The organism is Streptomyces similanensis (genome assembly GCF_039543625.1).
Lineage (GTDB): Bacteria > Actinomycetota > Actinomycetes > Streptomycetales > Streptomycetaceae > Streptomyces > Streptomyces similanensis.
On sequence record NZ_BAABKC010000128.1, the window covers coordinates 53,194 to 67,539 of the forward strand.

Here is a 14,346-nt window from a genome sequence, read left to right on the forward strand (position 1 = left end):
CGATGCCCGGCGAGGGCCGCCGCGCGCAGGGTTGCGGCATGTTCGTCGCATGGAGAGACCTCCGGTTCGCCAAGGGGCGGTTCGCCCTGATGGGAACCGTGGTCGTACTGATCACCCTGCTCGTGGGGCTGCTGTCCGGGCTGACCGCCGGGCTCGCCGAGGAGAACACCTCGGCCGTCGAGGGCCTGCCCGCCGACCATCTCGCCTTCGCCGCGCCGCCCGGCGGCCGGCCGGTGTCCTTCACCGGCTCCTCGCTCGCGCCGGCCGCCGTGCAGCGGTGGGCCGCGCGGGTGCCGTACGCGGAGCCGGTCGCGATCCGCACCGTCGACGCGGCGGCGGGCGACCGCACGGCGGCGGTGTCGGTGTTCGCCGTACGGCCCGCGTCCGGCATCGCGCCGCCGGGGCTCGCGCCGGGGCGGGCCGTGCTCTCCGCCAAGGCCGCCGCCGCACTGGGCGCCGGGCCCGGCGACCGGGTCCGGCTCGGCGCCGCCTTCTGGACGGTGGCCGCCGTCTCGGGCCGCGCCTCCTACAGCCATACGCCCGTGGTGTGGACGGCGTGGGACGGGGGCCGGGCGACGGTGATCGCGCTGCGCACCGGCGGCGCCGACGTCGCCGCCGCCGACCGGGCCGCCGGGACGAGGACTCTAGCCAAGGGCGACGCGCTCACCGCCATCGGCTCCTACCGGGCGGAGAACGGCTCGCTGCGGCTGATGCGGGGCTTCCTGTTCGCCGTCTCCGCGCTGGTCGTCGGCGCGTTCTTCACGGTGTGGACGATCCAGCGGGCCGCCGACATCGCCGTGCTCAAGGCGCTCGGGGCCGCCACCCGGTACCTGCTGCGCGACGCGCTCGGACAGGCGGCGGTGCTGCTGGTCGCCGGGACCCTCCTCGGGTCCGCACTCGCGGCGCTGGCCGGCGCCCTGGTCGCGGGCGGCTCGGTGCCGTTCGTGCTCGCCCCGGCCACCCTGCTCGGGCCCGCCGCCGTGATGACCGGCCTGGGGATGCTGGGCGCGGGCCTGGCCGTCCGGCGAATCACCGCCGTCGATCCGCTGACCGCGCTGGGAGGCGTGCGATGAGCCTGGTCCTCGACGACGTGACCCTGACCTATCCGGACGGCGAAGGCCGGCTGACCGCGCTGGACCGGGTCGGCCTCGCAGTGCCCGCCGGCTCGCTCACGGCGGTGGTCGGGCCGTCCGGCTCGGGCAAGTCCAGCCTGCTCGCGGTCGCCGCCACCCTGATCACGCCGGACGGCGGCCGGGTGTGCGTGGCCGGCACGGCGACCGCGGGGCTCAGCGCGGCCGAGCGGGCCGTGCTGCGGCGGCGCAGCATCGGCATCGTCTTCCAGCAGCCGAACCTGCTGCCGTCCCTGACGGCGGCCGAGCAACTGGAGGTGATGGCCCGTCTGGACGGACGCCGTACGGCCGCGCGGCGCGCGGCGCGCGGGCGGGCGAGGGAGCTGCTGGCGGCCGTCGGACTCGCCGACCGGGCCGACCGGCGGCCGCACCAGCTCTCCGGAGGTCAGCGGCAGCGGGTGAACATCGCCCGCGCGCTGATGAACGAGCCGTCCGTGCTCCTGGTGGACGAGCCGACCAGCGCCCTGGACCACGAACGCGGCGCGGCCGTCCTGGACCTGCTGGTCCGCCTCACCCGCGACCGGGGCACGGCCACCGTCCTGGTCACCCACGACCGCGGCCACCTCGACGCGGCGGACGCGGTGCGGGAGATGCGGGACGGGCGGCTCGCCGCGCCCACCGGGTAGCGGACCCGGCCCGGCCCGGGCCGCCGGAGCACCGGGCCGGCCCGGCCCGCCGGACGCGGGTTCAGGCCGGCGCGGGCTCAGGCCGCCGGGCCCGGGTTGGTCAGGGCGTGGGACAGTTCCGCCGCCACCTGCTGGAGGACCGGGACGATGCGCTCGGTCACGGACTCGGTGACCCGGCCCGCCGGACCGGAGATGGAGATCGCGGCGGCGGTGGGGGAGTCGGGGACGGAGACCGCGACGCAGCGGACCCCTATCTCCTGCTCGTTGTCGTCCATGGCGTAGCCGAGCTGGCGCACGTCCGACAGGGCCGCGAGGAAGCCGTCCGCGGTGGTGATCGTCTTCTCCGTGGCGGCGGGCATGCCGGTGCGGGCGAGCAGGGCGCGCACCTCGTCCTCCGGGGTGTGCGCGAGTAGCGCCTTGCCGACGCCCGTGGAGTGCGGCAGCACCCGCCGGCCGACCTCGGTGAACATCCGCATCGAGTGCCGGGAGGGCACCTGCGCGACGTACACGATCTCGTCGCCGTCCAGCAGTGCCATGTTCGCCGTCTCGCCGGTCTCGTCCACCAGCCGGGCGAGGTAGGGGCGGGCCCAGGTGCCCAGCAGCCGGGAGGCGGACTCGCCGAGCCGGATGAGACGGGGGCCGAGCGCGTACCGCCGGTTGGGCTGCTGGCGGACGTAGCCGCAGGCCACCAGGGTGCGCATCAGCCGGTGGATGGTGGGCAGGGGCAGTCCGCTGGTCGCGGACAACTCGCTCAGCCCGACTTCGCCGCCCGCGTCCGCCATCCGCTCGAGCAGGTCGAAGGCGCGCTCGAGGGACTGGACCCCACCGCTGGCGGCGGGTTTGGCGGAGTCGGTGGTGCTGGCGCTGGACGTCGGCACGGCGCGTTCCTTTCGGGGCGGGCAGGAAGGGCCAAAGCCTACCCGGGGGGCGGTTGACTCCCTGCCTGTACGGAACTACGTTCTGTCTGTTGGAATTCTAATTCCGCTTTGTGGAAACGTCCAGAGTAAGCCCGGCAGACATCCGTACAGCAGTGTGCCTCTTGACGGGGTCTGGACGGGAGTGAAGACTCCTTCAACAGAATGTTGAAGCAGGAGAGGGGTCCGGGTGTCCGACGCTGAACTGGTGCTGCGCTCGACGCGTGTCGTCACGCCCGAAGGGACGCGCGCCGCCTGTGTGGCGGTCGCCGGCGGCACGATCACGGCCGTACTGCCCCACGACGCCGACCTCCCCGCCGGCGCCCGGCTGGAAGACCTCGGCGACGACGTCCTGCTGCCCGGCCTGGTCGACACCCACGTGCACGTCAACGACCCCGGCCGCACCGAGTGGGAGGGCTTCTGGACCGCCACGCGCGCGGCGGCGGCCGGCGGCATCACCACTCTCGTCGACATGCCGCTCAACTCCCTGCCGCCCACCACCACGGTGGACAACCTGCGGGTCAAGCAGGACGTGGCCCGCGACAAGGCGCACATCGACGTCGGCTTCTGGGGCGGCGCCCTGCCCGACAACGTCAAGGACCTGCGCCCGCTGCACGACGCCGGGGTCTTCGGCTTCAAGGCGTTCCTGTCGCCCTCCGGCGTGGACGAGTTCCCGCATCTGACGCAGGACCAGCTCGCCGTCTCCCTCGCCGAGATCGCCGGCTTCGACGGACTGCTCATCGTGCACGCCGAGGACCCGCACCACCTCGCCGCCGCCCCGCAGCACGGCGGCCCCAAGTACACCGACTTCCTCGCCTCCCGGCCGCGCGACGCCGAGGACACCGCCATCGCCGCGCTCATCGCGCAGGCCAAGCGGCTGAACGCGCGCGTGCACGTGCTGCACCTGTCCTCCAGCGACGCGCTGCCGCTGATCGCCGAGGCCAGGGCGGAGGGCGTGCGCATCACCGTCGAGACCTGCCCGCACTACCTGACCCTGACCGCCGAGGAAGTGCCCGACGGCGCCAGCGAGTTCAAGTGCTGCCCGCCCATCCGCGAGGCCGCCAACCAGGACCTGCTCTGGCAGGCGCTGGCCGACGGCGTCATCGACTGCGTGGTCACCGACCACTCGCCCTCCACGGTCGACCTGAAGACCGACGACTTCGCCACCGCCTGGGGCGGCATCTCCGGGCTCCAGCTGAGCCTGTCCGCGGTGTGGACCGAGGCGCGCCGGCGCGGCCACGGACTGGAGGACGTCGTGCGCTGGATGTCCGGGCGCACCGCCGCCTTGGCCGGACTCGGCAACAAGGGCGCCGTCGAGGCCGGCCGGGACGCCGACTTCGCCGTCCTCGCGCCCGAGGAGACGTTCACCGTCGACCCGGCCGCCCTCCAGCACCGCAACCGCGTCACCGCGTACGCCGGCCGCACCCTGCACGGCGTGGTGAAGTCGACCTGGCTGCGCGGCGAACGCATCGTCGCCGACGGCGAGTTCACCGCACCGAAGGGCCGCCTGCTGACCCGCCCCTGAGCCACCTCCCGCGCGTGCCACCGCGTCCGCACCGTGAACGCACCGCATCCGCACCGGCCCACGGCCGGCTCCCGAAAGGAAGAACTGATCACCGTGACGGCGACTCCTCGTTTCACCGGCGACGCGAACCCCTACGGAGGCGGTGACCCGTACGCGGACTACCGCACCGCCGACTTCCCCTTCACCCAGTACGTCAACCTCGCCGACCGCCACCTCGGCGCCGGTGTGATCGCCGCCAACGACGAGTTCTTCGCCCAGCGCGAGAACCTGCTGGTGCCCGAGCGCGCCGAGTTCGACCCCGAACACTTCGGGCACAAGGGCAAGGTCATGGACGGCTGGGAGACCCGGCGCCGGCGCGGCGCCTCGGCCGACCACCCGTGGCCCACCGCGGAGGATCACGACTGGGCGCTGGTCCGGCTCGGCGCGCCGGGCGTCGTACGCGGCGTCGTCGTCGACACCGCGCACTTCCGCGGCAACTACCCGCAGGCCGTGTCCGTCGAGGCCGCCCGCGTGCCGGGCTCCCCGTCGCCCGAGGAACTCCTCGCCGACGACGTCAAGTGGACGACCCTCGTGCCGCGCACCGCGGTCGGCGGCCACGCCGCCAACGGCTTCGAGGTCTCGGTCGAGCAGTGCTTCACGCACCTGCGCGTCAACCAGCACCCCGACGGCGGCATCGCCCGGCTGCGCGTGTACGGCGAGGTCGTGCCCGACCCGCGGTGGCTGGCCGTGCTCGGCGCCTTCGACGTGGTCGCCCTGGAGAACGGCGGCCGGGTCGAGGACGCCTCCAACCTCTTCTACTCGCCGGCCACCAACACCATCCAGCCGGGCCGCTCCCGCAAGATGGACGACGGCTGGGAGACCCGCCGCCGCCGCGACCAGGGCAACGACTGGATCCGTTACCAGCTGGTGGCCCAGTCCCAGATCCGCGCCCTGGAGATCGACACCGCCTACCTCAAGGGCAACAGCGCCGGCTGGGCCTCGGTGTCGGTGCGGGACGGCGAGGACGGCGAGTGGGTCGAGGTGCTGCCCCGCACCCGCCTCCAGCCCGACACCAACCACCGCTTCGTGCTGCCCGCGCCCGCCGTCGGCACGCACGCGCGCGTGGACATCTTCCCGGACGGAGGCATCTCCCGGCTGCGCCTGTTCGGCTCCCTGACCGAGGAGGGCACCGCCCGCCTCGCCGCCCGCCACCAGGAACTCGGCGGCTGACCCACCGACCCGCGGGGCGCCCGGCCCGACAGCACCGGAGCGCCCCGCGTCACCTTCCGGCCGTAGCCGTAGCCGTAGCCGTAGCCGCCGTAGCCGCCGTAGCCGCCGTCGCGGTCCGCCCGCACCGGCCGGACGGCGGCGGCTACGCCGCGTGGCCGCCGTCCACCGGGAACTCCGCGCCGGTGACGTAGGAGGCGTCGGCGCTCGCGAGGTAGGCGATCAGCGACGCCACCTCCTCGGCGGTGCCGTACCGGCCCAGGGCCGTCATCGCCGCCTGGCCGGCCGCGAACGGCCCGTCCGCGGGGTTCATGTCGGTGTCGATCGGACCGGGGTGGACGATGTTCGCGGTGATCCCGCGCGGGCCCACCTCCCGGGCGAGCGCCCTGGTCAGCCCGATCAGCGCCGACTTGCTCATCGTGTAGAGGGCGCCGCCGGGCCCCGGCACGCGCTGGGCCATGCAACTGCCCACCGTGATGATCCGGCCGCCCCGCCCGAGTCGCGGCACGGCCGCGCGGCAGGCCAGGAAGACGGCCCGCACGTTCACCGCGAGCACCCGGTCGGCGTCCTCGGGCGACAGCGTCTCCACCGGCCCCAGCACGCCCACCCCCGCGTTGTTCACCAGCACGTCGAGCCGGCCCAGCTCGGCCACCGCGCGCTCCACCACCTCTTCGGCCTCCCGCGGGTCCGCCGCGTCGGCGCGCAGGGCCACCGCCCACCGCCCGAGCCGCCGCACGGCTCCCACGACCTCCTCGGCCGCCTCCTTCCCGTTGACGTAGGTGATCGCCACGTCGTGTCCCGTGCGGGCCAGCCGCACCGCCGTCGCCGCGCCGATCCCGCGGCTGCCGCCGGTCACCAGGGCCACCCGGGACTCGCCGCCGGCGCCCTCGGCGGCACCGTGCGCGCCGTTGGTGCTGCTGGTGTCGCTGGTGTCGCTGGTGTCGTTGGTGTTCGTTTCCGAAGTCATGCCCCCATCCCAGCCGCCGGGCCGCGCGGACGCTGGCGGCGAACGGACACCGACGTCACGGCCTCCCGGTCCCGGGCCCGCGCGGTCAGGGCCGCAGCACCGCGCGCCGTCCGTGCAGCTCGCCCCGTTCCATCCGGTCGTGCAGCAGGGCCGCCTCGCTCATCGGGTGGTACTCCACCGCCCGCGGCCGCAGCCCGCCCGCGGCGAGACGCTCGTTGACCGCCTGAGCCGCCCCGGCCAGCTCCGCGACCGTGGCGTGCGAGATGACGAAGCCGCGCACGGAGCCGTCCTTCATGTACAGCGGACCGGCCGGCAGGACCGGCTCGTCGCGCGCGCCGGACATCAGCACGATCCGGCCGCGCCGGGCGAGCAGGGCGACCGCCGCGCGCAGATCGTTGTGTCCCGAGGTGTCCACGAGCACGTCGACACCCTCGGGAGCGAGCGCCGCCAGCCGCTCCGCCAGGCCGGGCGCGCGGTAGTCCACCGCCTCCGCCGCGCCCAGCGACCGGACGCGGGCGTGGTCGCGCGGCGCGGCCGTGGCCAGCACCCGCGCCCCGGCCCGCGCCGCGAACTCCACCAGCGCGCCGCCCACGTTGCCGCCCGCGCCGCCGACCAGCACCGTCTCGCCCGGCCGCAGGCCGCCGTGCGCGAAGAGGGCCAGATGGGCGGTGGCGGCGGGGTGCAGCACGGCCACGGCGTCCTGCGGACACACCCCGGCCGGCAGCCGGTACAGCCGGTCGGCCGGCACCGCCGCCCGCTCGGCGGTCGGGCCCTGCCGCCCGCCGTGGCCGAGGCTGTCGCACCACACCGCCTCGCCCGCCGCGAAACCGCGCGCGGCACGGGCCACGACGCCCACGAGGTCGCGCCCGATCACGAACGGGAAGGTCAGCGGCGTACGGAACACTCCGGAGCGGACGAACGTGTCCACGGGATCGACCACGGTCGCCCGGACGTCCACCAGCACCTCGCCCGGCCCGGGCGCCGGGTCGGGCAGCTCGCCCCAGCGGATGACCTCGGGCGGCCCCAGTCGTTCGATGTACGCGGCACGCATCGCGGTCCAGTCTTCCACCCGGGCCGGCCGGCCACCACAGAAGGGCAGGGGACCGGGTGCGTCTAGCGCGTCCCCGGCCCGGCGTCCGGGATCTCCGCCAGGGGCACCGGGCGGTGTTCGCGGCGGGAGCGCTCGCACGCCTCGGCGACGCGCAGGGCCTGGAGCGCCTCGCGGCCGTCGCACGGGTTGGCCCGCTCGCCCCGCACCACCTCCACGAAGGCGCGCAGCTCGGCCTCGTACGCCGGGCCGAACCGCTCCAGGAACCCGGTCCACGGCTTGTCCGCGGCCGGCGGCCCGGTCGGCTCGGTGGACGCGATCGGCGTCCGGTCGTCCAGGCCGACCACGATCTGGTCCAGCTCCCCGGCCAGCTCCATGCGCACGTCGTAGCCCGCGCCGTTCAGCCGGGTCGCCGTGGCGGCGACCAGGGCGCCGTCGTCCAGCGCGAGCACCGCGGCGGCCGTGTCCAGGTCGTCGGCGTCGCGGAAGGCGGCCGGACCCGCGTCCGACCCGGCGGCGTACACGTCCCGCACCTCCCGCCCGGTCACCCAGCGCACCATGTCGAAGTCGTGGATCAGCGTGTCCCGGAACAGCCCGCCGGACAGCGGCAGCCAGCCGGCCGGCGGCGGCGCCGGGTCGGAGGTGAGCGCCCGGACGGTGTGCAGCCGGCCGAGGCGCCCGGCGAGCACGGCCTCCCGGGCGCCGGCGTACCCGGTGTCGAAGCGGCGCTGGAAGCCCATCTGCAAGGTCGTGCCCGCGCGCTCCACCTCGGCGAGCGCCTGGAGCGTGCCGGGCAGGTCCAGCGCGACCGGCTTCTCGCAGAAGACCGGAAGACCCGAGCGCGCCGCGCGTCCGATCAGTTCGGCGTGCGCCGACGTCGCCGTGGCGATCACCACCGCGTCCACGCCCCAGGCGAAGATCTCGTCCACCCCCGGCGCCGCCGTCTCGCCCAGCTGGTGCGCCAGCTCCTGGGCCCGCGCCGGATCGGCGTCCGTCAGGATCAGGGAACCGACCTCGCGGTGACGGCTGAGCGTCCTCGCGTGGAAAGTGCCGATGCGGCCCGTGCCGATGACCCCGATGCGCATGGCAACAAGGTGGGGGCGGAGACCGGACGCTGTCAATCCTTATGTCCGGACAATCGGACTACACGACTTTCCGTCAACCTGCCGCCGGACTACCCTCGGGCCCGTGCCGAAACCTCAAGTGGACCCCACCGCCACGCTCGGGCTCCGGGTGGACCGGGGCTCCCCGGTACCCCTGTACTTCCAGCTGGCACAGCAGCTGGAGGCGGCGATCGAGCAGGGCGCGCTGACTCCCGGCAGCCTGCTGGGCAACGAGATCGAGCTGGCCGCGCGGCTCGGTCTGTCCCGGCCCACCGTCCGCCAGGCCATCCAGTCCCTGGTGGACAAGGGCCTGCTGGTGCGCCGCCGCGGGGTCGGCACCCAGGTCGTGCACAGCAGGGTCAGCCGCCCCCTGGAGCTGAGCAGCCTCTACGACGACCTGGAGACCGCCGGGCAGCGGCCCACCAGCCGGGTCCTGGTCAACGCGCTGGTGCCGGCCTCCGCCGACCTCGCCGGAGTGCTCGGGGTGACCGAGGGCGCCGACGTGCACCGTGTCGAACGGCTCCGCCTCGCGCACGGCGAACCGATCGCATACCTGGTCAACCATCTGCCGGCCGGCCTGCTCGACCTGGACACGGACCGCCTGGAGGCCACCGGCCTGTACCGGCTGCTGCGCTGCGCCGGGATCACCCTGCACAGCGCCCGCCAGTCGATCGGCGCCCGCGCCGCCACGTCCGCGGAGGCCGAACGGCTGGAGGAGGCGGAGGGCGCCCCGCTGCTCACCATGGAGCGCACCACCTACGACGACACCGGGCGCGCGGTCGAGTTCGGCGCGCACGCCTACCGGCCCTCCCGCTACTCCTTCGACTTCCAGCTCCTGGCCCGGTCCTGAGCCGCCCGCCGCGTGCCCGCCGCGTGCCCGCCGACGTCACGATGTCCGGACATACCAAGCCGTCACGGCTTCCCGCCCGCGCCCCCTTCCGTGTTCGTGTTCGATAATGGGAGGTTGGGGCCTGATGGAATTCCATCGGCCCCGTATGTACGTTCGAAGACGAGAAGGGCAACGGCCTCGTGGCACGGTTTCCAACTTGGGTAGGCATCGCGCTCGCAGGGGCACTGTCGTTGTCCCTGGCGGGGTGCAGCAGCACCGGCGGCAAGCGGGCGGAGGACGCCCGCAAGGCCGCGGCCGCCCAGGGCAGGTCGGCGGTGAACACCCCCCGCTGGACCTTCGCGATGATCACTCACTCCGGTGACGGCGACACCTTCTGGGACATCGTGCAGAGCGGCGCCAAGCAGGCCGCGATCAAGGACAACATCAACTTCCTGTACTCGCACGACGACGAGGCGCAGCAGCAGGCGCAGCTCGTGGACGCGGCGGTGGACAAGAAGGTCGACGCCATCATCGTCACCCTCGCCAAGCCCGACGCGATGAAGGCCGCCGTGGCCCGCGCCGAGAAGGCCGGCATCCCGGTGATCACGGTGAACTCCGGCTCCGCCGAGTCCAAGGCGTTCGGCGCCCTCACCCACGTCGGCCAGGACGAGACCGTCGCCGGCGAGGCCGTCGGCGAGGAGCTGACCAAGCGCGGCAAGAAGAAGGCGCTGTGCGTCCTGCACGAGCAGGGCAACGTCGGCCACGAGCAGCGCTGCGCCGGCGTGGCCAAGACCTTCGACGGCAAGGTGGACAACCTGTACGTCAACGGCACCAACATGCCCGACGTCCAGTCCGCCGTCGGCGCCAAGCTCCAGGCCGACAAGTCCATCGACGCCGTCGTGACGCTCGGCGCCCCCTACGCCGACACCGCCGTGAAGGCGAAGACGGACGCGGGCAGCAAGGCGGAGATCGACACCTTCGACCTCAACGCCAAGGTGGCCGGCGAGCTGAAGGACGGCACCCTCGGCTTCGCCGTCGACCAGCAGCCCTACCTCCAGGGCTACGAGGCCATCGACCTGCTGTGGCTCTACAAGTACAACGGCGACGTCCTCGGCGGCGGCCGGCCGGTGCTCACCGGCCCGCAGATCGTCACCAAGGACCAGGCGGCCGCCCTCCAGGAGTACGCGGAGCGGGGCACCCGATGAGCACCACCACGAGCACGCCGGAGACCGCGGCCGGGAAGCGGGCCCCGCACGGCTCGCCGCTGCACAAGCTGCTGGCCCGGCCCGAACTGGGCTCGGTCGTCGGCGCCGTCGCCGTCCTGGTCTTCTTCGCCTTCGCCGCCGACGGCTTCCTGCGCGCCTCCAGCCTGAGCACCGTCCTGTACGCGTCCTCCACCATCGGCATCATGGCGGTCCCGGTCGCGCTGCTCATGATCGGCGGCGAGTTCGACCTGTCCGCCGGCGTCATGGTGACGTCCTCGGCGCTGGTCTCCTCGATGTTCAGCTACCAGATGACCGCCAACGTCTGGGTCGGCGTCGGCGTCTCCCTGCTGGTCACCCTGGCGATCGGCGCGTTCAACGGCTTCATGCTCACCCGCACCAAGCTGCCCAGCTTCATCATCACCCTGGGCACCTTCCTGATGCTGACCGGCATGAACCTAGGCTTCACCAAGCTGATCGACGACACCGTCTCCACCAAGACGATCGGCGACATGGAGGGCTTCCCGGCCGCCCACGCCGTCTTCGCCTCCACCTTCAGCATCGGCGGCGTCGACTTCAAGGTCACCATCCTGTGGTGGCTCGGCCTGGTCGCAGTCGCCTCCTGGATCCTGCTGCGCACCCGCACCGGCAACTGGATCTTCGCCGTCGGCGGCAACCAGGAGGCGGCCCGCGCGGTCGGCGTACCGGTCACCCGGACCAAGATCGGCCTCTACATGGGCGTCGCCCTGGGCGCCTGGATCTCCGGCCAGCACCTGCTGTTCTCCTTCGACGCCGTGCAGTCGGGCGAGGGCGTCGGCAACGAGCTGATCTACATCATCGCGGCCGTCATCGGCGGCTGCCTGATCACCGGCGGCTACGGCAGCGCCGTCGGCTCGGCCGTCGGCGCGCTCCTGTTCGGCATGGTCAGCAAGGGCATCGTCTTCGCCGAGTGGAACCCCGACTGGTTCAAGTTCTTCCTCGGAGCCATGCTGCTCCTCGCGACCCTGCTCAACGCCTGGGTCCGCAAGCGGGCGGAGGCCGCCAAATGACCGAGACCGAAGCACGTACGGCGCTCGTCGAGCTGTCCGACGTCAGCAAGCACTACGGCACCGTCCGCGCCCTGGAGGGCGTCTCCCTGGAGGTGCACGCCGGGGAGATCACCTGCGTCCTGGGCGACAACGGCGCCGGCAAGTCCACCCTCATCAAGATCATCTCGGGTCTGCACCGGCACGACGGCGGCGCCCTGAGCGTCGAGGGCGAGGAGACCCGGCTCTCCTCCCCGCGCGAGGCCCTGGACCGCGGCATCGCCACCGTCTATCAGGACCTGGCCGTCGTGGGCCTGATGCCGGTGTGGCGCAACTTCTTCCTCGGCTCCGAGCCCACCAAGGGCGCCGGCCCCTTCAAGCGCATGGACGTCGACCTCATGCGCCGCACCACGCACGAGGCGCTGCTGCGCATGGGCATCGACCTCAGGGACGTCGACCAGCCCATCGGCACCCTGTCGGGCGGCGAACGCCAGTGCGTGGCGATCGCGCGCGCCGTCCACTTCGGCGCCAAGGTCCTCGTCCTGGACGAGCCCACCGCGGCCCTCGGCGTGAAGCAGTCGGGCGTGGTCCTGAAGTACGTGGCCGCGGCCCGCGACCAGGGTCTCGGTGTCGTCCTCATCACCCACAACCCGCACCACGCGTATCTCGTCGGCGACCGCTTCGTCCTGCTGCGGCGCGGCGCGATGGTGGGCAACCACACACGCGACGAGATCACCCTGGACGAGCTGACCAAGCAGATGGCGGGCGGCGGCGACCTGGACGCCCTGGTCCACGAGCTCAGGCGCGGCTGAGGCACGCCGGGACCGCCGGGGCACGGCCCCGGCGCCGGCGGCGCCCGGCGGCGTTCCCGGGCGCCCGGAACCGGTGCGCGACGCCCGAAGACGCCATGCGGCGCACCGGAAACGATCACGCGTCCCTTTCCCGTCCCCTACAACACCCCTACCGCCGGTGAGGCAGAATCGACCCACGATGAGCACCTACCGCGACCTCACCGCCCCCATCGGCTCCCGCAGAGCCACGGTCCTGCGCACCGTGGGCACCCGGGAGCGCCGTTCCCACCTCACGGCGCCCCGCGTGCCCACGGTCGGCATCGACATCGGCGGCACCAAGGTGATGGCGGGCGTCGTCGACGCCGACGGCAACATCCTGGAGCGACTGCGCACCGAGACCCCGGACAAGTCCAAGAGCCCCAAGGTCGTCGAGGACACCATCGTCGAACTCGTCCTGGACCTGTCCGACCGGCACGACGTGCACGCGGTCGGCATCGGCGCGGCCGGCTGGGTCGACGCCGACCGCAACCGCGTCCTGTTCGCGCCCCACCTGTCCTGGCGCAACGAACCGCTGCGCGACCGCCTCTCCGAGCGGCTCTCGGTGCCGGTCCTGGTCGACAACGACGCCAACTCCGCCGCCTGGGCCGAGTGGCGCTTCGGCGCCGGCCGCGGCGAGGACCACCTGGTCATGATCACCCTGGGCACCGGCATCGGCGGCGCGATCCTGGAGGACGGCCAGGTCAAGCGCGGCAAGTTCGGCGTCGCCGGCGAGTTCGGCCACATGCAGGTGGTGCCCGGCGGCCACCGCTGCCCGTGCGGCAACCGCGGCTGCTGGGAGCAGTACAGCTCCGGCAACGCGCTGGTCCGCGAGGCCCGCGAGCTGGCCGCGGCCGACTCGCCGGTCGCCTACGGCATCATCGAGCACGTCAAGGGCAGCGTCGCCGACATCACCGGCCCGATGATCACCGAGCTGGCCCGCGAGGGCGACGCCATGTGCGTCGAACTGCTCCAGGACATCGGACAGTGGCTCGGCGTCGGCATCGCCAACCTCGCCGCCGCCCTCGACCCGTCCTGCTTCGTCATCGGCGGCGGCGTCTCGGCCGCCGACGACCTCCTGATCGGCCCCGCGCGCGACGCCTTCCGGCGCCACCTCACCGGCCGCGGCTACCGCCCCGAGGCCCGCATCGTCCGCGCCCAGCTCGGCCCCGAGGCCGGCATGGTCGGCGCCGCCGACCTGGCCCGGCTGGTCGCCCGCCGTTTCCGGCGCGCCAAGCGCCGCCGGGTGGAGCGCCAGGAGCGCTACGAGCGGTACTCGCAGGCGCGGCGCGCCGCCCAGGAGTCGCTGTGACGATGTCGCTGCCGCGGCAGGCGGCGCCCCCGCACCCGTCGCCCGCGCCCCGCCGCGTGGAGACCCGCAGGCAGCGCAACCGGCGCCGGACCATCACCCTGATCATCATCGGACTGCTGATCGGCGTGCCCGCCGGCTATCTGCTGTGGTGCGCCCACCAGAGCCGCAGCAGCGGCCGGGACAAGGCCGCCAAGTGGGCGGCGACCGGACTCACCCCCACCTACCCGGCCAAGGTGCAGCGCCGCCTCTACGAGGTGCCGGTGCCGCACCCCGCCGACCGGCTCGCCTCCTACGAGACGAACAACTGGCGCACCAGCCGTCTCTACGTCCAGTTCCGCACCACGCAGGCCGGTCTCGACACCTTCCTGGACGCCATGGGCGTCAAGCGCGGCGACCTCAAGAAGGGCGCCGTCACCATCGGCGAGCGCGACCGCCAGGTCAGCGGCTGGAACTTCCGGGGCGCCGGCCCCTGGTGGGGCCTCAGCCACAGCCAGAAGAACCCCGCCCCCAGCCAGGACGTGGTGGTCAACCTCTCCAACCCGGTCCTGCCGATGGTCTACGTCGTCTCCCGCACGGTTCCCTAACCGGTCAGCCGGTCAGCCGGTCAGCCGGTCAGCCGGTCAGCCGGTTCA

General features: G+C 73.6%; 14 protein-coding genes. 10 read left to right on the forward strand and 4 right to left on the reverse strand.

The window, feature by feature from the left end:
• Positions 1 to 38: 38 nt before the first annotated feature.
• Both ABEB07_RS34755 and ABEB07_RS34760 read left to right on the forward strand, forming a co-directional pair.
• Positions 39 to 1,073: an ABC transporter permease gene (locus ABEB07_RS34755; RefSeq protein ID WP_345672020.1), complete on the forward strand. Its 1,035-nt coding sequence runs from the start codon at positions 39 to 41 to the stop codon at positions 1,071 to 1,073.
• On the forward strand, positions 1,070 to 1,756 hold the full coding sequence (locus tag ABEB07_RS34760) for an ABC transporter ATP-binding protein (RefSeq protein ID WP_345672022.1): 687 nt from the start codon (positions 1,070 to 1,072) through the stop codon (positions 1,754 to 1,756). The genes ABEB07_RS34755 and ABEB07_RS34760 overlap by 4 nt, the downstream gene beginning before the upstream one ends.
• 77 nt (positions 1,757 to 1,833) lie before the next feature.
• Here ABEB07_RS34760 and ABEB07_RS34765 read toward each other — a convergent pair whose 3' ends face one another.
• Positions 1,834 to 2,634 (reverse strand): IclR family transcriptional regulator, encoded by an 801-nt coding sequence (locus ABEB07_RS34765; RefSeq protein ID WP_164585724.1) that lies wholly within the window; start codon positions 2,632 to 2,634, stop codon positions 1,834 to 1,836.
• A gap of 226 nt (positions 2,635 to 2,860) precedes the next feature.
• Here ABEB07_RS34765 and allB point away from each other — a divergent pair, with 226 nt between their 5' ends.
• Positions 2,861 to 4,195 (forward strand): allantoinase AllB, encoded by a 1,335-nt coding sequence (allB, locus tag ABEB07_RS34770; protein WP_345672023.1) that lies wholly within the window; start codon positions 2,861 to 2,863, stop codon positions 4,193 to 4,195.
• A 93-nt stretch (positions 4,196 to 4,288) separates the two neighbouring features.
• Positions 4,289 to 5,404 carry an allantoicase gene (gene alc, locus ABEB07_RS34775; protein WP_345672024.1) on the forward strand — a complete coding sequence of 372 codons (1,116 nt, stop codon included), beginning with the start codon at positions 4,289 to 4,291 and terminating at the stop codon, positions 5,402 to 5,404.
• Positions 5,405 to 5,546: 142 nt separating this feature from the next.
• Here the strand turns inward: alc and ABEB07_RS34780 are convergent, their stop codons facing one another.
• The 3 genes from ABEB07_RS34780 to ABEB07_RS34790 all read right to left on the reverse strand — a co-directional run bounded on the left by ABEB07_RS34780 (position 5,547) and on the right by ABEB07_RS34790 (position 8,501).
• Positions 5,547 to 6,368 (reverse strand): 3-oxoacyl-ACP reductase family protein, encoded by an 822-nt coding sequence (locus ABEB07_RS34780; RefSeq protein ID WP_345672026.1) that lies wholly within the window; start codon positions 6,366 to 6,368, stop codon positions 5,547 to 5,549.
• A gap of 85 nt (positions 6,369 to 6,453) precedes the next feature.
• On the reverse strand, positions 6,454 to 7,419 hold the full coding sequence (locus ABEB07_RS34785; RefSeq protein WP_345672027.1) for an NADPH:quinone reductase: 966 nt from the start codon (positions 7,417 to 7,419) through the stop codon (positions 6,454 to 6,456).
• A 62-nt stretch (positions 7,420 to 7,481) separates the two neighbouring features.
• Entirely contained in the window at positions 7,482 to 8,501 is a 1,020-nt protein-coding gene (locus ABEB07_RS34790; RefSeq protein ID WP_345672028.1) for a Gfo/Idh/MocA family oxidoreductase, read from the reverse strand.
• A gap of 118 nt (positions 8,502 to 8,619) precedes the next feature.
• On the opposite strand from ABEB07_RS34790, the gene ABEB07_RS34795 reads away from it, so the two are divergent.
• The 6 genes from ABEB07_RS34795 to ABEB07_RS34820 all read left to right on the forward strand — a co-directional run bounded on the left by ABEB07_RS34795 (position 8,620) and on the right by ABEB07_RS34820 (position 14,298).
• Positions 8,620 to 9,369, forward strand: coding sequence for a GntR family transcriptional regulator (locus tag ABEB07_RS34795; RefSeq protein ID WP_345672145.1), 750 nt, complete (start codon positions 8,620 to 8,622; stop codon positions 9,367 to 9,369).
• Between the two features lie 179 nt (positions 9,370 to 9,548).
• Positions 9,549 to 10,553 (forward strand): sugar ABC transporter substrate-binding protein, encoded by a 1,005-nt coding sequence (locus ABEB07_RS34800; RefSeq protein WP_345672029.1) that lies wholly within the window; start codon positions 9,549 to 9,551, stop codon positions 10,551 to 10,553.
• The gene (locus ABEB07_RS34805) at positions 10,550 to 11,599 is read left to right on the forward strand and encodes an ABC transporter permease (protein WP_345672030.1); all 1,050 of its coding nucleotides are present in this window, start codon (positions 10,550 to 10,552) and stop codon (positions 11,597 to 11,599) included. Before ABEB07_RS34800 ends, ABEB07_RS34805 begins: the two co-directional genes overlap by 4 nt.
• Entirely contained in the window at positions 11,596 to 12,387 is a 792-nt protein-coding gene (locus ABEB07_RS34810) for an ATP-binding cassette domain-containing protein (protein ID WP_345672031.1), read from the forward strand. Before ABEB07_RS34805 ends, ABEB07_RS34810 begins: the two co-directional genes overlap by 4 nt.
• A gap of 178 nt (positions 12,388 to 12,565) precedes the next feature.
• The gene (locus ABEB07_RS34815) at positions 12,566 to 13,714 is read left to right on the forward strand and encodes an ROK family glucokinase (RefSeq protein ID WP_176151068.1); all 1,149 of its coding nucleotides are present in this window, start codon (positions 12,566 to 12,568) and stop codon (positions 13,712 to 13,714) included.
• Positions 13,711 to 14,298 (forward strand): sugar kinase, encoded by a 588-nt coding sequence (locus ABEB07_RS34820; RefSeq protein WP_176151069.1) that lies wholly within the window; start codon positions 13,711 to 13,713, stop codon positions 14,296 to 14,298. The genes ABEB07_RS34815 and ABEB07_RS34820 overlap by 4 nt, the downstream gene beginning before the upstream one ends.
• Positions 14,299 to 14,346 lie beyond the last annotated feature (48 nt).